This is a genomic window from Paracoccus sp. SY (assembly GCF_002901215.1).
GTDB lineage: Bacteria > Pseudomonadota > Alphaproteobacteria > Rhodobacterales > Rhodobacteraceae > Paracoccus > Paracoccus acridae.
Map to the genome: position 1 here is coordinate 1 of NZ_NWMQ01000023.1, position 24,293 is coordinate 24,293.

General features: G+C 62.6%; 22 protein-coding genes and 2 pseudogenes. 10 read left to right on the plus strand and 14 right to left on the minus strand.

Annotated elements, in window-relative coordinates:
* On the plus strand, positions 1-241 hold a 241-nt coding region (locus CK944_RS15085), incomplete at its 5' end, for a LysR substrate-binding domain-containing protein (protein WP_239986090.1).
* 496 nt (positions 242-737) lie between these two features.
* Here CK944_RS15085 and CK944_RS15090 read toward each other — a convergent pair.
* From CK944_RS15090 to CK944_RS15105, 4 genes and pseudogenes are all read right to left on the minus strand, one after another.
* Positions 738-1,587 (minus strand): annotated as a pseudogene (locus tag CK944_RS15090) (IS110 family transposase); the annotation flags it as partial.
* Positions 1,588-1,615: 28 nt separating this feature from the next.
* Positions 1,616-3,277 (minus strand): IS1182 family transposase, encoded by a 1,662-nt coding sequence (locus CK944_RS15095; protein WP_103173941.1) that lies wholly within the window; start codon positions 3,275-3,277, stop codon positions 1,616-1,618.
* Between the two features lie 60 nt (positions 3,278-3,337).
* Positions 3,338-3,517, minus strand: a pseudogene (locus CK944_RS15100) (IS110 family transposase); the annotation flags it as partial.
* Between the two features lie 80 nt (positions 3,518-3,597).
* Positions 3,598-4,341 (minus strand): GntR family transcriptional regulator, encoded by a 744-nt coding sequence (locus CK944_RS15105; RefSeq protein ID WP_103173900.1) that lies wholly within the window; start codon positions 4,339-4,341, stop codon positions 3,598-3,600.
* A 264-nt stretch (positions 4,342-4,605) separates the two neighbouring features.
* Here CK944_RS15105 and CK944_RS15110 point away from each other — a divergent pair, with 264 nt between their 5' ends.
* The 7 genes from CK944_RS15110 to hydA all read left to right on the plus strand — a co-directional run bounded on the left by CK944_RS15110 (position 4,606) and on the right by hydA (position 12,918).
* Entirely contained in the window at positions 4,606-6,183 is a 1,578-nt protein-coding gene (locus tag CK944_RS15110) for an ABC transporter substrate-binding protein (RefSeq protein ID WP_205049052.1), read from the plus strand.
* Positions 6,184-6,248: 65 nt separating this feature from the next.
* Positions 6,249-7,289 (plus strand): ABC transporter permease, encoded by a 1,041-nt coding sequence (locus CK944_RS15115; RefSeq protein ID WP_205049053.1) that lies wholly within the window; start codon positions 6,249-6,251, stop codon positions 7,287-7,289.
* A 10-nt stretch (positions 7,290-7,299) separates the two neighbouring features.
* Positions 7,300-8,145: an ABC transporter permease gene (locus tag CK944_RS15120; RefSeq protein ID WP_103173901.1), complete on the plus strand. Its 846-nt coding sequence runs from the start codon at positions 7,300-7,302 to the stop codon at positions 8,143-8,145.
* A complete protein-coding gene (locus tag CK944_RS15125) occupies positions 8,145-9,761 on the plus strand; it encodes an ABC transporter ATP-binding protein (RefSeq protein ID WP_103173902.1) in 1,617 nt (538 codons plus the stop codon). The genes CK944_RS15120 and CK944_RS15125 overlap by 1 nt, the downstream gene beginning before the upstream one ends.
* Before the next feature lie 18 nt (positions 9,762-9,779).
* On the plus strand, positions 9,780-10,700 hold the full coding sequence (locus tag CK944_RS15130; protein ID WP_103173903.1) for an NAD(P)-dependent oxidoreductase: 921 nt from the start codon (positions 9,780-9,782) through the stop codon (positions 10,698-10,700).
* The gene (locus CK944_RS15135) at positions 10,697-11,470 is read left to right on the plus strand and encodes an SDR family NAD(P)-dependent oxidoreductase (RefSeq protein ID WP_103173904.1); all 774 of its coding nucleotides are present in this window, start codon (positions 10,697-10,699) and stop codon (positions 11,468-11,470) included. Before CK944_RS15130 ends, CK944_RS15135 begins: the two co-directional genes overlap by 4 nt.
* A 14-nt stretch (positions 11,471-11,484) precedes the next feature.
* Positions 11,485-12,918 (plus strand): dihydropyrimidinase, encoded by a 1,434-nt coding sequence (gene hydA, locus CK944_RS15140; protein WP_103173905.1) that lies wholly within the window; start codon positions 11,485-11,487, stop codon positions 12,916-12,918.
* A gap of 9 nt (positions 12,919-12,927) precedes the next feature.
* Here the strand turns inward: hydA and CK944_RS15145 are convergent, their stop codons facing one another.
* The 8 genes from CK944_RS15145 to CK944_RS15180 form a co-directional block, all read right to left on the minus strand.
* Positions 12,928-13,887 (minus strand): GTP-binding protein, encoded by a 960-nt coding sequence (locus CK944_RS15145; RefSeq protein ID WP_103173906.1) that lies wholly within the window; start codon positions 13,885-13,887, stop codon positions 12,928-12,930.
* Positions 13,880-14,173 carry a hypothetical protein gene (locus tag CK944_RS15150; RefSeq protein WP_103173907.1) on the minus strand — a complete coding sequence of 98 codons (294 nt, stop codon included), beginning with the start codon at positions 14,171-14,173 and terminating at the stop codon, positions 13,880-13,882. The genes CK944_RS15145 and CK944_RS15150 overlap by 8 nt, the downstream gene beginning before the upstream one ends.
* Before the next feature lie 13 nt (positions 14,174-14,186).
* Positions 14,187-15,089 carry a polysaccharide deacetylase gene (locus CK944_RS15155; protein WP_103173908.1) on the minus strand — a complete coding sequence of 301 codons (903 nt, stop codon included), beginning with the start codon at positions 15,087-15,089 and terminating at the stop codon, positions 14,187-14,189.
* On the minus strand, positions 15,089-16,105 hold the full coding sequence (locus CK944_RS15160) for an asparaginase (protein WP_158248017.1): 1,017 nt from the start codon (positions 16,103-16,105) through the stop codon (positions 15,089-15,091). The genes CK944_RS15155 and CK944_RS15160 overlap by 1 nt, the downstream gene beginning before the upstream one ends.
* A 1-nt stretch (position 16,106) precedes the next feature.
* Positions 16,107-17,222: an ABC transporter ATP-binding protein gene (locus CK944_RS15165; RefSeq protein WP_103173910.1), complete on the minus strand. Its 1,116-nt coding sequence runs from the start codon at positions 17,220-17,222 to the stop codon at positions 16,107-16,109.
* Entirely contained in the window at positions 17,219-18,058 is an 840-nt protein-coding gene (locus CK944_RS15170) for an ABC transporter permease (protein ID WP_103173911.1), read from the minus strand. The genes CK944_RS15165 and CK944_RS15170 overlap by 4 nt, the downstream gene beginning before the upstream one ends.
* A 10-nt stretch (positions 18,059-18,068) precedes the next feature.
* The gene (locus tag CK944_RS15175) at positions 18,069-18,944 is read right to left on the minus strand and encodes an ABC transporter permease (protein WP_103173912.1); all 876 of its coding nucleotides are present in this window, start codon (positions 18,942-18,944) and stop codon (positions 18,069-18,071) included.
* Positions 18,945-19,007: 63 nt separating this feature from the next.
* A complete protein-coding gene (locus CK944_RS15180) occupies positions 19,008-20,297 on the minus strand; it encodes a PotD/PotF family extracellular solute-binding protein (protein ID WP_103173913.1) in 1,290 nt (429 codons plus the stop codon).
* 27 nt (positions 20,298-20,324) lie between these two features.
* Here CK944_RS15180 and CK944_RS15185 point away from each other — a divergent pair, with 27 nt between their 5' ends.
* Complete coding sequence (locus CK944_RS15185; protein WP_146038677.1) at positions 20,325-21,578, plus strand: GntR family transcriptional regulator; 1,254 nt, start codon at positions 20,325-20,327, stop codon at positions 21,576-21,578.
* Positions 21,571-22,737, plus strand: coding sequence for a PotD/PotF family extracellular solute-binding protein (locus CK944_RS15190; RefSeq protein ID WP_205049054.1), 1,167 nt, complete (start codon positions 21,571-21,573; stop codon positions 22,735-22,737). The genes CK944_RS15185 and CK944_RS15190 overlap by 8 nt, the downstream gene beginning before the upstream one ends.
* Before the next feature lie 261 nt (positions 22,738-22,998).
* On the opposite strand, the gene CK944_RS24335 is transcribed toward CK944_RS15190, so the two are convergent.
* Both CK944_RS24335 and CK944_RS15195 read right to left on the minus strand, forming a co-directional pair.
* On the minus strand, positions 22,999-23,112 hold the full coding sequence (locus tag CK944_RS24335; RefSeq protein ID WP_371411669.1) for an SIP domain-containing protein: 114 nt from the start codon (positions 23,110-23,112) through the stop codon (positions 22,999-23,001).
* 359 nt (positions 23,113-23,471) lie between these two features.
* Positions 23,472-24,236 (minus strand): SDR family NAD(P)-dependent oxidoreductase, encoded by a 765-nt coding sequence (locus CK944_RS15195; protein WP_239986091.1) that lies wholly within the window; start codon positions 24,234-24,236, stop codon positions 23,472-23,474.
* Between the last annotated feature and the right edge of the window lie 57 nt (positions 24,237-24,293).

Below are 24,293 nucleotides of genomic sequence, written 5' to 3' on the forward strand. Positions count from 1 at the left end.
CGGTAAACCAGGGGCGGTTCATCGGGCTGCTTGTCTCGACGGCGCGGGGCTTGCGGTGATGACTTACTGGGATGTGAAGGAATGTCTTCAGCAGGGCTGTCTCGAACGCATCGAGATGAAGGATGCTGAGTTGCCAGAACTTGGCATCTGGGGCGTTTACCCCACCCGCCGGCAAATCCCTCCCCGAACGCGGGCAGTCATGGACGCCATCAAAGCTCAGCTGGTCCAACACGAGACCTGACAGACCGGACTGTCAGCTTGCTGGCACGACCTCTCAGGCACGTCTCCGCCTTCCGGATGCTTACTGGAACAGCTTGCACGAATTGAGTGAGCTGATTGGATATCACGATTACCTAGTCACTGTAGGATTTCCAGTTCGTCGTGCGGTAGCGGACAGCTTCAGGCTTCGTCATGCGAGGACGCTTAACCTACAGCAGCCCCCGCGTGAATCCTCGCTCGGACGAGTTCTGCAACATGTGTAACCGCCCCAAGCGCAAGAGGAGTTTTGAAGCTGATCCTGGCGCGTTGTCGGGTGCTGACATGTGTCCGGCCTCATGATGCGGCCTTTCAGATGCCGCAGGGCCCGTATGGTGTTCGCGGATCAGGCTCCACATCAACGCCGCGTGCTCGGTGGCACTTTGTTGCAGGCTGGTTCCCCTGATCCCGTCTCACGACCGTTGCGCCAAACTTCTCCTTGCCCTTCTTACGCTCCGACGTCCTCGCGACTGACGCTCGGCTTACGCCGTCGCAGCCGGAGCTCGATAGTCCTGGCCCTTTGCCATCAAGGCCCAGACAATGCGTGCCATCTTGTTGGCCAGTGCGACGCGCACCAGCATCGGAGGCTTGCGCGACAGCATCCCCGCCAGCCAGGTGCCGGGCCGCGGCATGGACGTGGCGCTTGATGATGACGCTGTTGGCACCAAGGATCAGCAGGCGTCGCAGGGATCGTTCGCCCATTCTGGTCGTCGCTCCGAGACGCTGCTTGCCGCCGGTCGAATGCTGCCGGGGCACCAGACCCAGCCAGGCGGCAAAGTCGCGTGCCTTGCGGAAGGTCTCGGGTGGCGGAGCCAGAACCGCAATGGCCGTGGCAATCAGCGGCCCGATGCCCGGCACCGTCATCAGCCGCCGGGCCACGTCATTCTCCTTGGCGCGACGGGCGATCTCCGCATCGAGCTTCCTGATCTCTGCCTCCAGATGCGTGAGCACCGCGATCAAAGCCTTCAGCGTGGGAATGGCACCGGCAGGCAGATCACTTTCTGGATCTTCCACGATCGCGATCAGCCGCGAGGCATTGGCCGCTCCCTGCGGAACAATCTGACCGAACTCGGTCAGATGGCCGGGCAAGGCGTTGATCGCTTGCGTGCGCTGCCGGATCAGCAACTCGCGCACGCGAAAGACCATTGCCGCGCCTTGGGTCTCTTCGCTCTTCACTGGAACAAAGCGCATCGTGGGTCGCATCGCCGCCTCGCAGATGGCCTCGGCGTCCGCCATGTCGTTCTTCTGCCGCTTGACGAATGGCTTCACATAGGCAGGCGGGATCAACCGCACATCATGGCCCAGCTTGCCGATCTCACGGCCCCAGAAGTGACACTGTTGGCCATTCGGCGGGGCGACGTCATGCGGCTGCAAGCAGTGCGACTACCTGTGACTGGCGGGTGCGCGCTCGAGGCTGGCCGCGCAGCCATGCATCGACACGCACGAGGTTCATAGCTGCTGCGGTACAAACGTGCTGAAGATGGGTTTTGGCCTGCCCGAGATAGCGGCAGTGGCGCAAGCCGAAGCTGCGGATGCCCTGCGACAGCGTGCCCTCAATACCGGCGCGACACGCATAATGCGTTTTCCACAATTCGCCGTTCTGTTCCCGACGGCGGGCCTGCAAGGCCTCATGGGCAGGCTGTTCCAGGATCGTCAGACGCCGAGGGTCCGCCCGACGACCAGGCTTGAAAGGGGAGCACAAGACCCGGCTGGGGCAGGAATTACAGCTCTTCTGAGAGAAGCCAATTCGAACAACGGCAACGCCTCGTTCATCCCGCTCCTCTTTCCAGCTTTGGCTGATCTGACCTGCTGGGCATCGGGCGATGCGCTCGGACCAGTCAATGGTGAAGGCACTGAGATCGAACCCTTGCCCAGCCTGGGCCTGTCGACTGCTGTCCGGTAAGGCTGGGCCGAGTAGTTCCAAGGCATAACTGACCCGGCTGGCGACTAGCAGGTCGGCGTTGACATACCCGGAGTCCACCGCATGAATGGCCGGGAGCAATCCGCGTGAAGCCAAAGCACTGTGAACCGTTGCCGTCATGGCGACATCGGCCAAGCCTGCCGCCGTGGTCTGGACATCCGTGATCAGGTGCGGCCGGTCGGCGTCGCAGGTCTCGGTCAGATGGACCTTGTAGCCGATCCAGCCGATGTTGCGCTTTTTGGCGTAGCGAGCTTCTGGATCGTAGGGCGAATGAAGGCGCCCGCTCACCGGCGGCTGATCGGCCGGCTCGCGCCAACGGACACTGTCTCCGTCATGGTAAAACTGCTGGATCCAGACGAGCCGCAGCCGCTCCACGGCCAGCGGCCGATCCGGCCAGAAGCCCTCCCGCTCGTTCAACAAAGCGACCAGCAGGTCGTGACCATCCGTGCCGATGGCTTCAGCCAGCGCCTGACGCGCGGCCAAGCTCTTGGGAAGACGATACTGCTCGACCCGGGCGCCGTATCGCTCTGCCCAGTCTGATCGACCGTGTTGGACCAGCCAGGCAGGGGCGGCTTGGGCCAGGGTATGGAGGGCCGCCCGCAGGGTCTCCCCGACAAACTCCAGCCTGTTGAGCGTGCGGATCGCGGCCAGAACATGAGTGGAGTCGGTGCGTTGTTTGCCACGCGACTTGATGAGGCCATGCGCGCCCAAACGCTCGAGCAGGATCTCCAACAGGCACTGGTCCTGACCGCCGGCCAGCAGGCGTGCACGGAACTCGCAGAGAACCGAGAAGTCAAATCCCGGATCGGTCAGTTCCAGACCCAGGGCATACTTCCAGTCGATGCGGCTGCGCACCGCCTCGGCCGCTTGGCGATCGGACAGGTTTTCGAGGAACTGGAACAGTGTGACCAACGCCAGCCGCCATGGCGCAATCGCCCACTGCCCCCGGGCATGGTAAAGGTCCGCAAACATGGCATCCTCGTAGAGAACGCCGATCTCATCGCGAACCCGCATCAGCAAGGTGCCTTTGCGAAAAGCAGCCCGGGCCACGCGTGCCGTTTCCTCGGGAACAGAATCGATCAATGATGGATGCATAGCCATGGCGCCCTCCAGCGTTTCCACGGCTTAACTCCCTGCAAGCCTGAATGGCCAACAGTGTCAGAAGTGGGCACCGCCACAGGCTTCCATCGCCACGACGCACGAGGGCAGCTGGCTGAAAAACTCCAGCATCTGCGCTCGCCGTATCTTTTTGCGCAGAACCGTCCGTCCTGTGCCGTCGGCTCCATGCACCTGGAACACATTCTTCGCCAGATCGAGCCCGACCGTGATAATCTCCGACATGACCGCTCCCCTTGTGGATCGTTGCAGACCCACCTTGGCACATCAGATGCCGTCGGGGGGCGGTCACATCATCAACGCCGTCACGACGTACAGATCAGACTTTCCGGCCCCGCACCCAGCCAGCGGAGGGCGCTTTCCAGACTGGGTTCCGGTCTTAGATTGTCGATCTGGAGCTCTTCCGAGATGTGGGTCAGGTGATGCATCATCCCGGCGGCAGCCTTGTCTCCGTCGCCCTCAACAATGGCGCTAACGATGCTGCTGTGCTCGTCCCTCGGGCAGCCTGTTTCTGATTCGGCATGAACCAGAATCGCCAGGCAAGTCAGCACTTGAAGCTGCGTCAGGATATGTACCAGATAGACATTGCCGCTGATTTCGGCCAGCTTCAGATGAAATTCCCCGGTCAGCCGGACCAGTTTCGAACGGTCGCCTGCCTGCCGCGCCGCTTCCTCTATGGCGATATGATCGGCAAGCCGCTGGATGTCCGCTGCCGAGCGCGACATGGCGATCGACCGGACCATATCAGGCTCGATCATCTTGCGCACATTCAGCATCATCCTGGCTTCGGCCCGGGAAGGAGCCGCGATCGTGTAGCCAAGGTTGGGCGTCTTCCTGAAGACGCCGATGTCCGAAAGCTTGCTCATTGACAGGCGAACGACAGACCGGCTGACCCCAAAAATACCGGCTAGCTGCGTTTCGGTGATCCTCTCGCCCGGGGGAAGACGCTGTTCAAAGATTGCCTCGATCAGGCGCCGGGTAATTTCCTGTTCAGTATAACCGTGGCGGCGTTTAGCGCTGCCTTCCCCTGAAATGTCTTCATCATCCATTGGTTTTTCCGAAATGCCCTCTCGCTATTCGATCTCAGCCTAACACCTGAGCATTTCAGATCGTCCTGCACCTTTCACGGTATATCGCACACGGGCTCCTCAATTTCAATTGACAGGACGCATCGTTGTCCCCTTGATTGTATCCAACGATGTAAACCAGCCACAGACGAAAAGCTTTGCGGAGACAGAGCAAGGGTGGCGCGATCACAGGGAGATCATGACTTGGACCTTAAGACCCTTCTTTTCCCCAGCCGGCGCTTTCTGTTGCAGACTGCTATCGGTGCGCTTGTCGCCGCGGCGGCCTTCGGCGGACATCCCGCTACCGCGCAGACCGCGCAAGAGACCCTGATCGTCGCCGGTCCGCGCACGCCGGAATCGCTGGACCAGGAATACCCGCCCACCGAGGCCGTCCATGAGTTGCGCCGCAACGTGAACGAACGGCTGCTGGCCTTCGAGATGAAGCAGGGTGAGGACGGGGTGAACTACGAGGATTTCTCGAAGATCACCGGCGCGCTGGCCGAGAGATGGGAGGTTGCGCCGGACTTCAAGTCGATCACCTTCCATCTGCGGCCCGGCGTGGTCAGCGGCGCGGGGCACCCGCTGAACGCCGACGATGTCATGTGGTCCTTCGAGCGGGGCTGGAACCTGAAGTCGAACTTCCACTGGTACATGACCCAGATCTTGAAGATCGAGGATTTCGAGACTGCTTTCACCAAGGTCGATGACATGACCGTGCGGGTTAGCATTCCGAATCCTTCACCCCTGCTGGAGAAGCTGTGGGTCAACAGCGACTTAGGGATCCTTGATTCGGATACGATGAAGGAACACCTGACGGCCGAAGACCCTTGGGGCCAGCGGTGGCTGGCGATCAATTCGGCGTCCTTTGGCCCCTACAAGGTGACGAAATACACGCCGGGCCAGGAAATCGTCTATGACGCCAACCTGAATTATTATCGCGGTGAGCCGAAGCTGAAGAGGGTCATCTTCCGCGAGATGCCTACTAGCGCGAACCGGCTGGCGGCCTTGCAGGCGGGGGCGGTCGATGTGGCAGAATACCTGTCGCCCCGTGAGCTGTCGATGCTGGGGCAGATGCCCGGCGTGACGGTGCATAAGGTGTTCGGCAACTATATCCACCGCGTCGAGATGCACAACGAGACGCCACCCTTCGATAATCCCAAGGTGCGGCTGGCGCTGAATTACCTTGTGCCGCGCGACGAGATCGCGAAGGCCGTCTATTTCGACACCGCCCGCCCGACCAAGAGCCCGATTTCAGAAATCTATCCGGGCTTCACGGATGAATATTTCGGCTTCGAGAACGATGTCGAGAAGGCCAAGGCCCTGCTGGCCGAGGCGGGCTTCCCAGACGGCTTCCAGACCGAGCTTGGCTATCGCACCGGCGACCAGATGGAAGAAGAGCTGGCGGTCATCCTCAAGACGGCCTTCGCCAAGGCCGGGGTCGATGTCACCCTGTCCAAGCTGCCAGCGTCAACACTGGTCGAGCGCTATACCAAGGGCCAGATCCCGATGTATTTCTTTCGCGACATGGCCATCGTTCCCGATGCCGCCTATGTGGCGAATCTGTGGCTGAACAGCAATTCGCTGATCGACTATTCGCGTTTCCACAGCGACGAGGTGAACGAGCTGATCAACAGCGCCCTCACCTCGACCGACGAGGAAAAGCGACTGGCGGACATGAAGCGCGTCCAGCAGATCACCATGGAAAACGCGCCTTGGGTGTTCCTGTTCAACCCCGGCTATCAGCTTGCGACCCGGCAGAACGTCAAGGGCTATTCGTGGTACACGCCCAACGGCAACGCCTGGTTCGATTTCCACAAGGAATGACCGCTGACGATAGCCTTGCCCGCCGGGGTCTTCCGGCGGGCATCTCTCTCTGACGGATGACCGACATGAGCCTTTCGACGACCTGGCGGCGTCTGCCGCGAACGCTGCGCATCGTGTTGACGCGGCTTCCCATGGTGGTGCCGCAGATGCTTGGCGTCATCTTCGTGACCTTCATGCTGGTGCGGATGCTACCCGGCGATCCGGCCCTGCTGATGCTGGGCAACATGGCAACCCCGGAAAGCATCGCCAACCTGCGCGAACAGCTTGGCCTTGACGGCAGCCTGTGGCAGCAGTTCGTGCATTACCTGGGCGGCGTCCTTCAGGGCGATCTGGGAGTTTCGCTGTTCACCTCGAACCCGGTCGCCGTGGATCTGATGGAGCGCGCGCCTGCCACGCTGGAACTGATCTTCTACGCGATGATCCTGACCATCCTGATCGCGGTCGCCATCGCGGTCCTGGCGGTGGTCCGTCCAGGCGGCGTGGCCGATTACGTCAGCCGCTTCTATGGCATGGCGGCCGGAGCGATCCCGGATTTCTGGGTCGGCCTTCTGCTGATCTTCTTCCTGTTCAGCACCCTGGGGATCGCGGCGGCGCCGTTCGGCCGGATCGACCCGATGATCACCCCGCCATCCACGGTCACGGGCTTCTATACCTTCGACGCAATCATCGCGGGCGATTTCGCAGCACTGAAATCGGCAGCGGGGCGGTTGCTGCTGCCGGTGCTGACGCTGACCATCGTGAATGCGGGCGCGCTGATGAAGATGACCAAGACGACCTTCGCCGAGATCTGGCGTGCCGATTTCATCCGCCACCAGCGAGCTAGCGGATTGGGCCAGCGCCGCATCGTCCGCAACGCCTTGCGCAACAGTCTGCCGCCCATCATCACGCTTGTGGGCTTTCTGGTGGGCTTCCTGCTGGGTGCGGCCGTGCTGGTCGAGACGATCTTTTCCTGGGGAGGGCTCGGCCAATACGCGGTGCAGGCGGTGACCTATTCCGATTACCCCGCACTGCAAGGCTTTGTGCTGGTGGCGGCGGTATTCATCCTGGTGGTCTATTTGGTCGTAGATATCCTCTACGAACTGGCCGACCCGCGGATTCAGGTCTGAGGGGCCAATTATGCTAAAGATCAGGAATTTTTTTGCTTTTCTTCTCAGCAGACCAGGCGCGACTTTCGGGCTGGTGCTGCTGCTGCTACAGGTTATCGCAATCATCTTCGCGCCTCTTCTGGCAACACATGCACCGACAGAGGCCGATCCTTTGGCCTCGCTCCAGCCGCCATCTGTTGCGCATTGGTTGGGCACGGACGTGTCCGGAATGGATATCTATTCACGCATCATCTATGCCACACGGGTCAACCTGCTGATTTCAGTCGTGGCAGTTGCGGTGGCTTTTGCTATCGGTGTGCCCATAGGTCTGCTCGTCGGATACTATCGAGGTTGGGCCAGCACCATGGTCATGCGCGTCTTCGATTTCATCCAGTCCTTTCCTGTCTTCGTATTGGGAATGGCGCTGGTATCGGTGATGGGGCAGGAGATATGGAACGTCGCGATCGTGCTTGCGGTACTTTTCGTGCCGATATTCGCCCGTCTGATCCGGGCCGAGGCGCTGTCTCTGCGTGACCGTCCGTTTATCGCTGCCGCGCGCTGTTCGGGCGCCACGGATGGCAAGATTATGTTCCGGCACATCCTGCCAAATGCCCTGACGCCGGCCATCGTCCAGATTTCAATCTCGATCGGGATGGCAATCCTGCTAACCGCGGGTCTGTCCTTTATCGGGGCAGGAGTGCGGATGCCATTGCCCGAATGGGGGCTGATGGTTTCCGTCGGATCGCAGCAGATGATCCTAGGCGTCTGGTGGGTCGCGCTTTTCCCCGGCTTGGCCATCGTCTTTTCCGTGCTGAGCTTTGCCCTGATGGCGGACGCGTTGCGCGACTATGTTGACCCCCGCAGGGAGAGAGCCTGATGCAGATCCAGGATACAAAGCCGCTGCTTGAAGCCCGCAACCTATCGGTGACATTCGGGGAGCAGACGGTGCTTCACAGTGTCAACCTGCAACTGGGCCCAGACGAGGTGCTAGGCATCGTGGGTGAAACCGGCGCAGGCAAATCTGTTCTTGCTCGTGCCCTGATCGGTCTATTGCCGGGCAAGGGGCAGGTCAGCGGCGGGAAAGTTCAGGTGGCTGGGCGCGACCTGAGTCAGATGTCTGCCGAGGAATTGCGTAAGCTGCGTGGTGGCCAAGTTTCCTTGATTGGTACGGATGCCAAGTCTCTTCTAGACCCGGTGCGTCCCGTCGGCGTGCAGGTGGCTGATGTGTTGCGCGCGCACAAGAATATCAGCCCCGCTGCCGCACGTGCAGAGGCGATAGCGCTTTTCAGCAAGGTGGGTATCGTCGATCCCGAAAAGCGCGCCGAAGCCTACCCCCATCAACTTTCCGGTGGAATGGCCCAGCGAGTGATCATTGCCATGGCTCTTGTGGCCGAGCCGCGAGTTATTCTCGCGGACGATGCGACCCTGGGGCTAGATGCGACGATCCAGGTCCAGGTGCTGGACCTGCTGGTGGCGCGCTGCCGCGAGGCCGGTATGGGCGCGATCATCATCACCCATGACCTTGGCATCGTCGCACGCTATTGCGACAGGGTGTCGATCATGCGCGATGGCCATATCGTCGAAGAGGGTGCAACGGCTGCATTTCTACATCATCCCACAACCGAATATGGTGCTGAACTACTGGCAGCAGCCCGCGCACGACCCGCCCCCATGACGAGGTCCGATCTACAACCCGACATTGGCAGGGCAACCCCGCTGCTCGAGGTCGTCAACTTGGTCAAGCATTTTCCAACTCCTTCTGGCCACGTGGTCAAGGCGGTGGATGACGTCTCCTTTGCAATTCCAAAAGGCGAGACGTTGGCGTTGGTAGGTGAAAGCGGATCAGGGAAAACAACGGTGGGTCAATGCCTTGTACGACTGCTGGGCTCAGACAGCGGCAGGGTTCTGTTCAATGGGGACGATGTGCTGACGCTGCCTGACAAGGCGTTTCGCCCCATGCGGCGTAACATCCAGATGGTATTCCAAGAACCCTATGTTGCCCTTAATCCGCGATGGACAGTGGAGCGATTGATCAGCGAGCCATTGGCGCTTGACCCCACCGCGTCGACTTCCGCGACCCGGCGAGCCCGGGTGCTTGAGATGCTGGATTTGGTGCGCCTTCCCAGCCGACTTGCCGACGTCTTTCCCCATGAACTGACGGCGGGTGAACAAAAGCGGGTTGGGATGGCACGGGCGTTGGCAACTCGCCCCGACTTCGTGGTTTTCGATGAACCAACGACCGCTTTAGATATCCGGGTGCGCGCCCAGATCATCGATCTGGTGCGCGACCTGCAACGCGAGATGCAACTGGCGACGCTTTTCATCACCCATGACCTGAATTCGGTTCGGTCGCTTGCACATAATGTCGCCGTGATGCGCCACGGCAAGATCGTCGAAATCGGAGAAACCGAACGTATCTTCGCCCATCCTCAGCACGACTATACCCGCATGCTCTTGGGCGCGGAATTGCCCATTGAACGATTTGCGGCCTGATCGGGAAGGAAATCTTGAATGAGTGAACGTCACGTTCTGATCACCGGCGCTGCCGGGCTGATCGGCAATGCCGTGCGGTGCAAGCTGGAGGATCGAGGAACAAGTGTGATCGCCGTCGACCGCATGGCTACGACCGTGGATGGGCGCGAGGTTCGCGAATGCGATGTGACCGATGTCCATGGTTTACACGCAATCGCCCGCGCCCATGACATCGACCGGATCGTCCACTGCGGAGCATTTTCAGGACCGATGGTATCGCCCGACCACCCGATCCAGATGGTGCAAGTGAATATCGGCGGCGCTGCTAATATCGGCGAACTTGCCCGCGTCATTGGCAATGTTCGCGTGGTCTTTGCCTCGACGGCGACTGCCTATGGGGTGACCCCGCCTGCTCCCGTTTCCGAAAACACGGTGATGGTGCCGGACACGATGTATGGGGCCTCGAAGGCGGCTGCCGAACATGTGATGAACGCCTACAAGCTACAGTTTGGAGTGGATACGGTGAACCTGCGCATTGGCTGGGTCTACGGTCCACGTCGCAGCACCGCCTGCCTCATCCGCCAGATGCTGACCGATGCGATAGCGGGCCGACCCACCCACATTCCCTTTGGTCGCGACTTTCCGCGACAGTATCTGCACATCGATGATGCGAGCGCCGCCATGATCGCGGCTCTCGACCGGCCGAATCTCTCGCAGCAAGCCTACAATATTACCGGTGGCTCCTGGCTGACTCTGGCCGAGGTTGCCGAGACAGTGATGCGAGTTGTCCCCGGCGCCAGGGTGGAGGTCGCCTCCGGCGACGATCCGGGCGACATGCGCCAGGAACGCTTCGACATCTCTGCCGCCGAGCGCGACCTGGGCTATCGGCCGAACATTTCGCTCGAGGAGGGCATCCGCAGCTATCTGGACTGGCTGAAAGCCCGGGAGAACGAGCAATGACATCTATCGTCGCGCCCTTTTCGCTGCAGGGCCGCAAGGCGCTGATCACCGGCGGCAGCCGGGGCATCGGCGCGGCCATTGCCATGCTGTTTGCCGATGCGGGCGCCGATGTGGCCATCTGCCATTTCGGCGATGCTTCGGGAGCAGAGGCTCTGGGCGCCGAGTTCCAGGCCGCCGGACGCCAGCTTGCCTTCCTAGAATGCGACGTGGCGGACGAGGCGCAGGTCTCGGCCCTAGCCGAATGGACGGCTACGACCCTCGGCGAGCCCGACATCCTAGTGAACTGCGCCGGCATTGGCGGCAAGGATAAACCCTTTGGCGATGTCACGGTCGCCGAATGGGACCGGATGCTGGGCGTGAACCTGCGCGGGGTGTTCCTGGTCACGCGCGCCTTTTTCCCCGGCATGGTGGAACGGCGTTACGGGCGGATCGTCAACATCGCCTCGCAACTGGCCTATAAGGGCGCGCCGGGCCTTGCGGCCTATGTCGCGGCCAAGGCGGGCGTGGTCGGGCTGACCCGCGCCCTGTCCTATGAAGGGGCCGCGCATAACGTCATGGTCAACGGCATCGCCCCCGGCCCGGTGGAAACGCCCTTGCTGATGGGCCACAGCGACGCCTGGCTGACGATGAAGAGAGGGCAGCTGCCGGTCGGGCGCTTTGGGCAGCCGGACGAGATCGCTCCCACCGCGCTGCTGCTTGCTTCGGAAACGGGCGGGGCATTTTACTGCGGGCAGACGCTTTCGCCCAACGGCGGCGACGTGATGGTATGAGGAGAGGGAACGTCATGCAGGAATTCGACCTGGTCATCCGGGGCGGCACGGTCGTAACCGCCGCTGATACCGCACGCGCGGATGTAGGCATCCGCGACGGCAAGATCGTGGCTGTCGGGCTGGACCTGGACAAGGGCAAGCGGGAACTCGACGCGACGGGCTTGCGCGTGATGCCCGGCGGCATCGACAGCCATGTGCATCTCGCGCAGCCCGCCTTCGGCGGCCCGGCCATGGCCGACGGCTTCGAGACCGGCACCCGATCCGCCATCGCGGGCGGGAACACCACTGTCATCCCCTTTGCCCTGCAATCGCGCGGCACGTCCCTGCGCAAGGCGGTCGAGGACTACCACAAGGAGGCCGAGGGCCAGTCCTATTGCGACTATGGCTTTCACCTGATCCTGACCGATCCAACGCCTGCCGTGTTGGGGCAGGAACTACCTGCCCTGGTCGCGGCGGGCTATACCTCGCTCAAGGTCTTCATGACCTATGACGACATGGTGCTGAACGACCGCGAACTGCTGGAGGTCTTCGATGCGGCGGGGGAACAGGGCGCCCTGGTCATGGTTCATTGCGAGGGCTATGACGCCATCCGCTTCATGACCGAGAAGCTGGAAAAGGCAGGCAAGGTCGCGCCTTACTATCACGCCGTGTCGCGCCCCCAGTCAGTCGAGCGCGAGGCTGCCCACCGCGCCATCAGCCATGCGGAGCTTACCGGCGTGCCGATAATGATCGTCCATGTCTCGGGCCGCGAGGCAATGGAGCAGATCCGTTGGGCGCGAAACCGCGGGCTGAAGATTATGGGCGAGACATGCACCCAGTACGTCTCGCTGACGGCCGAGAATCTGAAGGGCCTGAACATGGACGACACGGGCAGCAAATATGTCTGCTCGCCCCCGCCGCGCGACCGCGAAAGCTGGGATGCGATCTGGAACGGCATCCAGACCGGGGTCTTTCAGACCTTCTCCTCGGACCACTGCCCCTTCTACTTCGAGGGCGAGATGGGCAAGAAGAACCCAAAGGCCCGCACGGCTTTCAAATGGGTGCCGAACGGCATTCCTGGGGTCGCGGTCCGCATGCCGATCCTGTGGTCCGAAGGCGTGGTCAAGGGCCGGATCACCGAGAACCAGTTCGTCGCGCTGGCCTCGACCAACCACGCCCGGATCTATGGGCTGACCTCCAAGGGGTCGATCGCGCCCGGCTATGACGCCGACATCGTGCTGTGGGATCCCGCCCGCACCGTGACGATCAGCCAGTCTCTGATGCATCACGGTTCCGACTACACGCCCTGGGAGGGGTATGAGGTCACCGGCTGGCCCCATGCCACGATCCTGCGCGGCGAGGTGGTGATGCAGGAAGGCGAGATCCTGGGGAAGAAGGAGGGGGGCAAGTTTCTTCCCCGCGCCCTATCGCCGATGGCAAGCCGCGGCGCGGGCGCCCCAATGGACTGAGCGCGCCGGTCAGGCGCCGAAGCGGCGCCATGACCGGCCCAGCCTGTCTGCATCCATGCCCCGGCCGATCAGCACGATCACGCCTTCCTCGGGCGGCGGTCCGGCCAGGGCATCGTTGTCCTCTGGCAGGATTTCGGGTGGCTGCACGACCTGCCGTACCGATTGCAGCAGCAGGCGCCCGGCCGACGTGCGCACCACGCCCTTGATGCGCACGATGTCGTCGCCCCGGGCCTGAAGCAGGGCGGAAAGCCAGGTGGACAGCGCCACCCACCCGCCCTCGCCACTGGCCTCCAGTCGATAGGGCATGATCGGCTCGCTGGCGCCAAGCGGGGGCAGGTCGAGGGGACGAAGGCCCTCTTCCATGGGCAGCGGAACGGGAACGCCATGTTCCGCCGCCGACAGGGCGGCACCAGGGTTGATCTGGCGCAGCGTCAACGCGATACGCCCCACGGTTGCAGGATCGGCCTGCAGGGGCTTGGTCAGGATCAACTCGTCCGCCGCCTCGATCTGCGCGCGCGCGAGGTGTTCGGTGGCGAGTTGGGGGCTCCCATGAAGGCTGTCCACCAGAACCAGCGTCTGCGCCATAGCCAGACGGCGGGTCAGGACGGAATCTTCCGCTATGGCCTCAGCGATCCGGCCCGGATCCGCCAACCCGCTGGTTTCCAACAAGATCCCCGCGATCCGACCCGCCTGTCGGCCGCTGGCCGCGTCGCAGATGGCGCGCAGTGTTGAAAGTAGCCCCGGCAATTCCGTGCAGCAGGCGCAGCCCCCGGCCAGGACGGTGATCCGGCCCGCCCCGGCCAGCAGCAGGTTGTCCACCGGGGTTTCCGCCGCCTCGTTTACCAGGACATGATGCCGGACAAATCGTCCCATGTGCAGTTGGTGGCGCAGCCAAGTGCTCTTCCCGGCGCCCAGAAAGCCGCCCAGGATCGTCAGCGGCAGGCGGCCATCCGAACGGGTTTCAGGCATCAGCCAGGGCCCGATCGGACAGCGGGTCGATGGGTTGCCCCGCCATCCGTCCAGCCACGGCCCACAGCGCGGCCAGATCCGGCACCAGTTCCCGCTGCCCACCCGGCGCAAAGAGTTGCAGGCCCGGGGTGACGCCGTCGTCCCAGGCCTTCAACCCATAGGGGGCTAGAAGGCGGTTGATCGCCTCCTGCCGGGAAAAGCGCAGGCGCAGCCGGTCGCCGGGCTTCTGCGCGCCCGCATCCGTCCAGTGTCCCGGCGCGGTCGGAAAACCGCAGGCGCTGCACATGGCCTTCTCCTTTTCAGATTACCTCGGGCCGCTTGCCCGAATCGAAGGGATAACGCTTGCGGAAATCGTCCGCGATCTCCTCGAACGTGGCCCATTCCACACCTTCATGGCCGTTGATGTATTCAATCAGCCGTTCCAGCATCAGCAGCACCTGAGGCCGTCCCGAGACATCGGGATGGATGGTGAAGGCGAAGACGCCGTAATCCATTTCCCGATACACCCAGTCAAACTGGTCGCGCCACATCTCCTCGATATGGCGGGGATTGACGAAGCCGTGGCTGTTCGGGGCCTTCTTCATGAACATCATCGGCGGCAGGTCGTCCACATACCAGTTGGCCGCGATATCGACGAGGTCGATTTCCCTGCCATGTTTCAGTGGATGCATCCACTCCTTCGCCTGCTTGGTATAGTCGATAGTGTTCCATTCGTCACCGACCCGCGCGTAGAAGGGCTGGAAGTCGCGATAGCCCTGCGAATGGTCATAGCTGAAGTTGTATTTCTGGAGCAGCGCGGCGGTCGAGTTCGACATTTCCCACCAGGGCGCCACATAACCGCGCGGCGCACGGCCGGTCAGGCCCTCGATCAGCTCGATCGACTTGACCAGCACGTCTTCCTCTTGCTGGGGCGTCATGGCGATTGGGTTTTCATGTAGATAACCATGCGCGCCGATTTCGTGACCGGCGTCCACGATCATCCGCATCTGGTCGGGGAAGGTTTCCAGCGAATGACCGGGGATGAAGAAGCTGGTGCGCAGGTCGTATTTCTTGAACAGCCGCAGCAGGCGGGGGATGCCGACCTCGGTTGCGAAGACGCCGCGCTGGATGTCGGAGGGGCTGTCGCCGCCGCCATAGGATCCGATCCAGCCTGCGACAGAGTCGATGTCGGTGCCGAAGGCGCAGTAGATTTTCTTGCTCATCATGGTCTCCGTGTTGGGATGGTTTCAAAATCGCCGGGCTGCCAAGACAGGTTCGTAACCTCGCCGAACCGGCCGGGCGCTCCGGTCATCAGCGCCAGTATCAGCACCAGCCGCGCCTTCAGCGCGTCCAGATCGCCGCTGCCCTGCAGACCCCGGTTCAGCAGGTCGATTTCTCCTCCAACCTGGCCATAGGTCCGCGACAGCACGCGTCCGCCCCGGGTCCGGCTGGAAAAGACCACAGGCATGCGTTCCGCCGCTGCGGTCAGCGGGTCCAGCCAGGACGAATGCACATGCCCGCCACCTGCCAGATCCAAAACCAGGCCGGCGGCGCCTGCGGCCAGGCAGGCATCGACCAGCAGGGGCGGGTCGGACAGGCCGGGCTTCAGGATCGGCACGAAAGGCAGGGCGGCGTCTTGCGGAATGTCGAATGCCGTCCTGGGGGGGGCCTTTGCATAAAGGGCAGGGCGCTCCTCGGCCATCCAGCCCAGCGGCGCCGGGGACCAGAAGGCTCCGGTCGACGAGGTGTCGCGTTTCTGCACCCAGGCGGCGGGATGGATCACGTCGTCAAAGGCCACCATGACACCCAGATCGCGGCAGCCAGGATCCACCGCGCAGGCCACGGCGGCCAGCAAGTTGGCGGGACCGTCGGCTCCGGGCAACGAGGGGTTGCGCATGGCCCCAGTCACCACGACCGGCATGGATCCCCGATGCAGCAGGTGCAGGACAAAGGCCGTTTCCTCAATGGTGTCGGTGCCCTGCGTGACCACGATGCCCGCGATCCCCTCATCCTCATGCGCGCGGATCGCCGTCGCCAGGTCGAACAACAGCGGCAGGCCGATTTCCGTCGAAGGCAGGTTCGACAGGTTCCGCGCGCCGATCTGTGCCAAGGTGCCCAGTTGCGGGACCGCCGCCACCAGATCCATGCCTGTCAGGCTGGGAGCCACACCCGATGCGCCCGAGTCAGGCGCGCAGGCGATGGTGCCGCCAAGGGCGATGATCTCGACCCGGGGTTTCATCCTAATCCTCGTGCGGGGTGCCGGTCGAATCATTCATGCCGGGCAGATGATGGTTCAGGCCAGCGTCCCAAGCGGCGTGCACGGTGTCGCCAACCCGGTGGGGATGCGCGAAGTAATCCTCGTCGTCCATGTAGATCATGAACTCCTCGCCCAGACCGGTGTCGAGCGCGACCTTTACGAAGGTGCCCTGGTATTCGATGTTGACCACCCTTCCGGACAACCCATTGCGCGCCGCAGGTTCGGGCCGGGTTACAATCCGGTCACGGCGCACGGAAAAGCGCAGGTCCTGGTCCGGCGCTGTCCCCGGCGCGGCGGGCAGGTCGTAAACACCTCCGTTCCGCCCCGCAACCACCGCTTTGGTCCCGTCGATGCGTTCCACCCGGCCCGCCAGCACGTTCTGGCCCCCCATGAAGCGCGCGACATAGGGGCTGTGCGGGCGATTGTAGATCTCGCGCGGGCTGGCGGCCTGCTCGATCAGCCCGTGATCCATCACCACTACCTGATCGGCCAGGGCGATGGCCTCGGGTTGCGTGTGGGTGACGTGGATGAAGGTGATGCCCAAGTCGTTCTGAAGGCGTTTCAGTTCCACACGCATCTTCAGGCGCAGGAATTCGTCCAGGGCCGACAGGGGCTCGTCCAGCAGCAGCACCTTAGGCTTGTTGATCAGCGCGCGGGCCAGGGCCACGCGCTGCTGCTGGCCGCCCGACAGTTCGGACGGCACCCGGTCGGCCAGATGCAGAAGCTGTACCCTGTCCAGCATCTCGCGTGCGGCCTGCCGCCGTTCGTCGGCGCGCACGCCCTTGACCCGCAAGCTGAAGGCCACGTTATCGGCCAGCGACAGATGCGGGAACAGCGCATAGTTCTGGAACATCAGCGCCGTGCCCCGGCTGCCGGTGCGGGCCGTGGTCACATCCGTCCCTCCGATCAGGATGCTGCCCGAGGTCGGCGTCTCATGCCCGGCGATCATCCGCAGCAGCGTGGTCTTGCCGCAGCCCGAGGGGCCGATCATGCAGCAATAGGCCCCGCCGTCGATGGTCAGGTCGACATTGTTGACGGCCTTGGTCCGCCCGTAGAGCTTGGTGACATGCCGGATGTCGATGCGGCTTTGTTCGGTCATTCAGTCTTTCCCTTGGCGCGCGACCGCTGTTTCTGGATGACGGCGATGGCCAGGAAAGCCATGGCAATCACCAGGAAGCTGACGGCGGATGTCACGGTCCCGATGGCATAAAGCGCGGGCGTCGTGACGTTGGTGGTCATGTTGGAAATCTCGATTGGCAGGGTGTTCCTGCCTCCCACGGTCAGCAGCGATCGCGGCATTTCATCATAGGACAGGGTAAAGCCGAATAGGGCGACGGCGATCAGGCCGGGGAACAGGATCGGCACGGTGACAAGGCGCAGCACCTGCCAAGGCCGGGCGCCAGCGTCACGGGCCGCTTCCTCCCACGATCCGTCGAAGCGGTTCAGCACGGCGAACATGATCAGCAGCCCGAACGGCAGCGTCCAGCTGAGATGCGCGCCAAGGCCCGACATCCACCACGACAGTCGCAGGCCAAGCAGTTGGAAGAACTGGCTGATGCCCAGGCCCAGCAGGATGCCGGGCACGATCAGGCTGATGATCGACAGATAGAAGATCGGCCCCGCACCCCAGAACCGGCGGCGGAAGCCAAGCGCCGCGAACAGGCATACGACCGCCGTGATCGCCATGGCCATGACGCCCAGGGCCAGCGACCGCCGGAACGCCCCACCCAGATCTCCATATCGGCTGGAGGTCCAGAGGTCGTTGAACCAATGCGTCGACACCCCGCGCATCGGGAAGGTCAATCCGCCCGTCGGCCCCTGAAAGCTGAGGATGAAGATCATCAGCATCGGGCCATAGAGGAACAGCACGAACAGCGCGAAGAAGGCCGCCAGGACGTAAAAGCCCGCACCCCGGCGCGTGGATGATTGCGTCATAACCGCCTCCTTACCGCGCCAGTTCCGCGCGGATGTCCACCACGCGCAGGATGGCCGAAACCATCAGTACCACCACCAGCACCAGAAGCACCGCCATGGCCGCGGCCTGAGGATAGAACAACTGGTCGATCTGGTTCTTCATGGCCGAGACGACGGAGGCGCTCTGGCCCCCGCTCATCACCCGGACGACGAAGAAATCGCCCATCACTAGCGTGACGACGAAGATCGACCCAAGGGCGATCCCGGTCTTAGACAGCGGAACGATCACGCCGGTCAGGATCTGCCAGGAATTGGCGCCGGCGTCACGCGCGGCCTCGATCAGGTTGGGATTGATCTTGGCCATGCTGTTGAAGATCGGCACGATCATGAACAGCGTGAAAAGGTGGATATAGGTCAGCACCACAGCGAAATCGGAATAGAGCAGGATGTCCAGCGGCTGCTGGATCAGCCCGGCCTGCATCAGCATCTGGTTGAACAGCCCCTCGCGCCCGAGGAAGGGGATCCAACTGACCATGCGGATCACGTTCGAGGTCCAGAACGGGATCGTGCAGAGCAGGAAAAGCCCGATCTGCCATTTCAGGTTGCGGACATGGAAAACCAGAAAATAGGAACATGTGAAGCCGATCAGGACGGTCGCCACCAGCACCATCGCCGCGTATTCCAGCGTGTTGACAAACAGCGTCAGCGTGACGCCGGCGGACAGTACGTCGCGGTAGTTCTGCCAGGTGAAGGCAGGATAGACGGAAATCCCGTCCGATTCCCAGAAGCTGAGCAGCAGCACCGTGCCGATGGGAATGCCGACCATGGCCAGCATGATGATGGCAAGCGGCGCCACCTGAAGATAGGGGGTCATGCGCGTACCGCCCCCCGATGATTGCGCGGACATGACAGGGTTCCTTGGTCCAGGTGCCGTTCCATGAAAGGGCGGCGGGCCGCGCCGCCCCGCTCATCAGGCCGAGATGAACTCGTTCCAGCGCTGGACCATGTAGCGTTCCTCGTCCATTACCGTATTCCAGCAGGCGACATTGCCCATGCGATCCTGGAAGGACCCGCCGTCGCGTACGGCGCCGGCCTTGTCCATCACCGCGCCGTAAGGATCCAGGATGTCCTCGGTCGCGGGCTTGCCTTCGTACCAGTAGCCCACTTCGTTCGGCGTCAGGTTGGCCAAGGCGGTTTCCGGGACCGACGAGTAGTAGCCCTGCCGGGCGATGAAGGCGCCCTGCCAGCCGGTCAGATACCAGTTCAGGTATTCATAGGCTGCCTCGCGCTTCAGCCCTTCCAGGTGACCCATTAGGCCCATCCCCAAGCCCCAACCGCGATACCCTTCCTTCAGGCCCTGATAGACGCATCCGAGACCGCGCGATTTCACCGCCGTCACGGCAGGCGACCACATCGACTGGATCACGACTTCGCCCGCAGCCATCAGGTTCACGGATTCGTCGAAGGTGGACCAGAAGGCACGGAACTGGCCCGCCTTCTTCAACTCGATCAATCGGGTGATGGTGTGGTCGATCTCGTCCCGGGTCATGTTGCCCTTGTCGCCATAGGTGATCTCTCCCATCGCCTCCAGCGCCATGGCGGCGTCCATGATGCCGATCTGCGGGATGTTCACCAGGGCGGTCTTGCCCTTGAATTCGGGGTTGAACAACTCGGCCCAGCTTTCGACAGGCCGACCGATGAGGTCCGACCGGATCCCCACCGTGTCGGCATTGTAGATCGTCGGCATGGTGGTCGCGTAATCGGTGGCCTCGGCTGCGAAAGACGTGTCACCGGGGCCGCCGGTATACATCACCTCGAAGGGCATGGTGCCCTGGCGGGAGAGCTCGGACCCGTCGAAGTTCTTGCCCTCCCTCATCAGCGGCGTCATCTTCGACCAGTTGGCGATCTTGGCAATTTCCACGGGCTGCAGCTTGCCCGACCGCCAGACCTTCTGCATGGCCCAGAACTCCAGGTCGGCGATGTCGATGGTCTCGGGCTGGCTGACGACCTTGGTCATCAACGAGGTGCTGTCGGCGGTCTGCGGAACGATCCTGAATCCCAAATCGGCACTCGCCTTTTCCGCAATGTCCGCGATCACCGAATAGGACGGCCCAACCTGGTTCAGGGTCACGTCCTTGATGTTCTGCGCCCAGATCATCGGCGCGCCGAGGATGCCGGACCCGGCCGCAACCCCGGCCGTCGCGGCCGAGGTCTTCAGAAAGCCGCGGCGCGTCAGCCTCGCGGAGTCCTCATCATTCATGTCTATCATACCATCTCTCCCGGTTGGTTGCCGCGGCATCTGCCACGGAATTACGCCGGCCCGGGCCAGTTATGCGGCCTTCTGAGACTCAGCGGCGATAGGATTACGGTAGCAAACTGTCTTTGGGATGCAATGCACATTTTCGGCTTTGCTCCAAGAATATATCTATTAGAATCGGCGAGGGTATTCAGGGAAATGACTGCCTGTTTGCACCGGAAACCTGCGCGGATTTTGAGCAATGAGCGAATCGGCATGATCTCGGATGGCAAGGACTGGACAGGCCGCTTCAGGGACACGGGCAGTGCCTTTCTGTATACGTCTGTGCGTGATCTTCTTGCGGCCAAGATCCGGCAGGACGAACTGCCTGAAGGAGCCCTGCTGAAAGAGGCGCCGATTTCCAGCCAGCTGGGGATAAGCCGAGCGCCGGTGCGCCGGGCCCTAGCGCTTCTCGCTGAAGACGGCTTGGTCACTGCGGCGGCGGGTCAGGGCTATGTCGTCGGACGATCAGGCATTCCCCTGCGGTTGTCGTCCCGGCGCCTGCACGAAATCCTAGCACCGGAAACCGGCGACCTGAACCGTACTGCCTCGTGGGAGCGGATCTTTTCTGAAGTGGCCGATGTCGTCACAAGCTGCATGCCCTTCGGCAGTTTTCGCATCCAAGAAACCGAACTCGGCGATCATTTCAACGTCAGCCGCACCGTCGCTCGCGAGGTATTGTGGCGCCTGATGGACCGGCGGCTGGTCGAGAAGAACCGCAAGTCCCACTGGATCGTCGGCCAGATGACGGCCCGGGATCTGCGCGACACGCTTCAGATGCGCCGCCTTCTTGAACCCGGGGCACTCGGGATGGTCGCGGCCGACCGCGCCAACGAAGGCTTTGATCGGCTTTTGGGGGACATCGAGGCGGCGATCAACAGCTTTCCCGCCTGCGGCGGCGCGACAATCGATCGGCTGGAGGAGGCGATGTTCGTGGACATGTACCGGGACGTGCGCAATTCGCGTCTTTTGGGGTCGATCCGCCGGAATCAGTTGTCCCTTCTGGTGCCCCGCCTGTTCAGGCGCCACTTTCCCATCATCGACGACCTGCCCGCCCTGCAGGAATATGCCCGGATCCTGCGTCATCTGGGGCAGGGACAGGTCCGGCAGGCCCAGGCTGTCCTGCACGGTCACCTGTGCCGCATCGAAGCCCTGGCCTTGGCGCGGCTGCGGGTTCTGTCGCTGCTCGAGGCGCCAGACATGGCCCCCTATATGACGCCCGTCTATCGAGGCCAGGATGGCTGAGGCGCTGCGGGTCATCGGTACATCCGCCACCCTGACCGAGGCGCTGCGCCGGCAGGCCCATGCCGACCTAGACTTCCCCGTGCAGTTCGAGGTGCTGGACGGGCTGTCGTGCCAAAGCCGGGGCGTCCTGTCCCCCGACAGCTATGACGTCTACGATCAGTGGTTCCATTCGGTAGACCTTCTGTGGACAGCAGGGTCGATCCAGCCGATCGACACGTCCCGGATCAGACATTGGCGGGATGTCTGGGCCTCGGATGTCTTCGCAGGACCGGGGCGCGGCTTCGGGACGCGCCCCGCTGATGTGCTGTTCGTCCAGCCCGACCGGTCGCTGTCGGCCACGCCCGCCTCGGCCCACCCGGTCATCTCGATGCTGCCGACCTCTTACAACATGGATAGCTTCGCCTATGGGCCGGAACTGGCGCTACGCCGGCATCCTGCCGAGCCGGAAAGCTGGGCCTGGCTTCTGGACGGCCGCTGGCATGGGCGATGCGCGCTGAGCCTGGATCCGGCTGCCAGCGCTGTCGAGCTTGCCCTGGCCGTCCAGGCCGCCGGGCTGATGAGGATAGGCGACTCCGGCGATCTGACGGTCGAAGAGATCGACGAGATGTTCGGGCATCTGATGGCGCGCAAGCGCAGCGGCCATTTCAGCCGCTTCTGGAGTTCGGCCGAGGACTCGATCCGCCTGCTGTCGACGTCGGGCTGCGTCCTGTCTTCGTTGTGGTCGCCCGCCTATTACGGGCTGAGGAGCTTGGACCACGATCTGACCTATGCCGCCCCGGTGGAAGGGTATCGGGGCTGGCATTCGGGCATGAGCCTGTCCGCCGCCCTTCACGGCGACCGCTTGGATATGGCCTATCGCTATCTGAACTGGTGGCTTGACGGCGTGCCGGGCGCGATCATGGCGCGGCAGGGCTATTACGTCTCGGTGCCGTCGCGGCTGTCCGAAACCCTGACGGACCAGGAATGGGACTATTGGTATGGCGGCCTTCCGGCAGCCGCGGATCTGCCCGACCAGTCTGGAGCGATCATCGTGCAGAAGGGCGAGCGTCGCGCTGGAGGAAGCTATCAACAGCGCCTTTCGAATATCACTGTCTGGAGCACCATCATGCCCGAACACAATTACCTAGTCCGGCGCTGGCATGAGTTCCTTCAAGGTTAGGCCTGGCTGCCGGGAAGCGAATAGGCTCTCACCCCTTCTGCCAATGCCCCACGATTTCAGCCATGTCAGCGGGTGGCCGCGATCGCCCACCATGTATTCGTGCATGGCGCTACGTGCCTTGGGTTCGGTTGCAGCTCAGAAAAAGGCCCGGCCTTGGAGTAGGTTTAGGTCGCGCAGGACTTCCAGAAGCGGCACGGGATCGGCGTCCTGTCCCATGGGCCGATCCTATAGTGGAGGGTAGTCGGCTTGACTGTCGATCACCTACTCCTCAGCTTCAGAACTGACGGCGACTGGGCTGGTGACCCTGGTGCCGGCGTATAACTCCTCGATCCAGCGGTTGATAACGGGCAACGCGGTTTCGTCGCCCCCTAGCAGTCATCAGTCGAAGACTGGTGCCGCCATGGCTGAACTGAGCGGGCTGCTAATCTACAGCACGTTGCCCGGCTGCATCGACAATGCCCATGCCTTCGCCGGGTCCGCTGCACGGACTGTGGAATCAAACGCAAGGCTGCCTGCGTCGAAGCAGCGGGGGGTATAGTAGCGCATGATTGGGAACTCCGGCGGCCAGCGAGAGACTTTTCCTCAGAATTCCATAACACCCGTACTGCGTCGACGATCTGCAAAGGCTGAAGGTTGTTTGGCAAACAGTGCAGTATGACGCATGGCGGCGCTGACTTCCTGGGTGTCAAGCCGCCGCATGTCGGACAGATTGTGCTTGCCTGTGAGGTGATCGACTACGGCGCGGTATAGCCGCCATCCACGAGGTGATAGCTTCCGGTGATGAAGCTGGCGCGGTTCGACAGCAGGAAACAGGTCAGGGCCGACACCTCAGCAGGTTTGCCGATGCGGCCCATCGGATGCAGGGCGGCCAAGCCTTCCATGACTTCGGCCGACAGATTGGCCGACAACAAGGGCGTGTCGATGAAGGCCGGACCCACGGCATTCACGCGGATGCCCTGTTGCGCATACTCCATGGCCGCGGTCTTGGTCAGTCCCAGAAGCCCGTGCTTGGCCGCGACATAGGGCGCGGAATTGGCAAAACCAACCGACCCCAGGATCGAGGACATGTTGACGATGGACCCGCCTCCCGTGCGCAGCATGGCGGGGATCTGCCACCGCATGCCGTAGAAGACGCCGTTCAGGTTGATGTCGATCACGCGGCGCCAGTCCTGCGACGGATAATCTCCGGTCAGCATAGACGGTCCACCGATGCCTGCATTGTTCACCGCCATGTGCAGCCCGCCGCAGTCCTTTTCCGCGAACGACGCCATCGCGTGCATGGTGTCCTCGTCGGTGACATCGGCGGCAAAGGCCTTGGCCTTGCCCCCGGCTGCGGCGATCTCGTCCACCACGCGGCGGCAGGAGTCGTCGTGAAGGTCGCTGACGATCACAAGCGCGCCCGAGGCTCCAAGCTCAAGGGCGATCTCGCGCCCCAGGCCCGAGGCGGCGCCGGTCACGATCGCCGTGCGGCCCGAGAAGTCGAAGCGAATGTCGGTCATGGCACGTTCCTTTCAGGTCATCGGATGTCAAGGTCGCCCCGGAAGGGCAGTTCCCAC

What these genes read in the sequence shown, in the direction of transcription:
- CK944_RS15095 (WP_103173941.1), bottom strand. Translation starts at nt 3,277, where the DNA reads ATGGCTATGCATCCATCATTGATCGATTCTGTTCCCGAGGAAACGGCA.
- CK944_RS15105 (WP_103173900.1), bottom strand. Translation starts at nt 4,341, where the DNA reads ATGGATGATGAAGACATTTCAGGGGAAGGCAGCGCTAAACGCCGCCAC.
- CK944_RS15115 (WP_205049053.1), top strand. Translation starts at nt 6,249, where the DNA reads ATGAGCCTTTCGACGACCTGGCGGCGTCTGCCGCGAACGCTGCGCATC.
- CK944_RS15120 (WP_103173901.1), top strand. Translation starts at nt 7,300, where the DNA reads ATGCTAAAGATCAGGAATTTTTTTGCTTTTCTTCTCAGCAGACCAGGC.
- CK944_RS15125 (WP_103173902.1), top strand. Translation starts at nt 8,145, where the DNA reads ATGCAGATCCAGGATACAAAGCCGCTGCTTGAAGCCCGCAACCTATCG.
- CK944_RS15130 (WP_103173903.1), top strand. Translation starts at nt 9,780, where the DNA reads ATGAGTGAACGTCACGTTCTGATCACCGGCGCTGCCGGGCTGATCGGC.
- CK944_RS15135 (WP_103173904.1), top strand. Translation starts at nt 10,697, where the DNA reads ATGACATCTATCGTCGCGCCCTTTTCGCTGCAGGGCCGCAAGGCGCTG.
- hydA (WP_103173905.1), top strand. Translation starts at nt 11,485, where the DNA reads ATGCAGGAATTCGACCTGGTCATCCGGGGCGGCACGGTCGTAACCGCC.
- CK944_RS15145 (WP_103173906.1), bottom strand. Translation starts at nt 13,887, where the DNA reads ATGCCTGAAACCCGTTCGGATGGCCGCCTGCCGCTGACGATCCTGGGC.
- CK944_RS15150 (WP_103173907.1), bottom strand. Translation starts at nt 14,173, where the DNA reads ATGTGCAGCGCCTGCGGTTTTCCGACCGCGCCGGGACACTGGACGGAT.
- CK944_RS15155 (WP_103173908.1), bottom strand. Translation starts at nt 15,089, where the DNA reads ATGAGCAAGAAAATCTACTGCGCCTTCGGCACCGACATCGACTCTGTC.
- CK944_RS15160 (WP_158248017.1), bottom strand. Translation starts at nt 16,105, where the DNA reads ATGAAACCCCGGGTCGAGATCATCGCCCTTGGCGGCACCATCGCCTGC.
- CK944_RS15165 (WP_103173910.1), bottom strand. Translation starts at nt 17,222, where the DNA reads ATGACCGAACAAAGCCGCATCGACATCCGGCATGTCACCAAGCTCTAC.
- CK944_RS15170 (WP_103173911.1), bottom strand. Translation starts at nt 18,058, where the DNA reads ATGACGCAATCATCCACGCGCCGGGGTGCGGGCTTTTACGTCCTGGCG.
- CK944_RS15175 (WP_103173912.1), bottom strand. Translation starts at nt 18,944, where the DNA reads ATGTCCGCGCAATCATCGGGGGGCGGTACGCGCATGACCCCCTATCTT.
- CK944_RS15180 (WP_103173913.1), bottom strand. Translation starts at nt 20,297, where the DNA reads ATGAATGATGAGGACTCCGCGAGGCTGACGCGCCGCGGCTTTCTGAAG.
- CK944_RS15190 (WP_205049054.1), top strand. Translation starts at nt 21,571, where the DNA reads ATGGCTGAGGCGCTGCGGGTCATCGGTACATCCGCCACCCTGACCGAG.
- CK944_RS15195 (WP_239986091.1), bottom strand. Translation starts at nt 24,236, where the DNA reads ATGACCGACATTCGCTTCGACTTCTCGGGCCGCACGGCGATCGTGACC.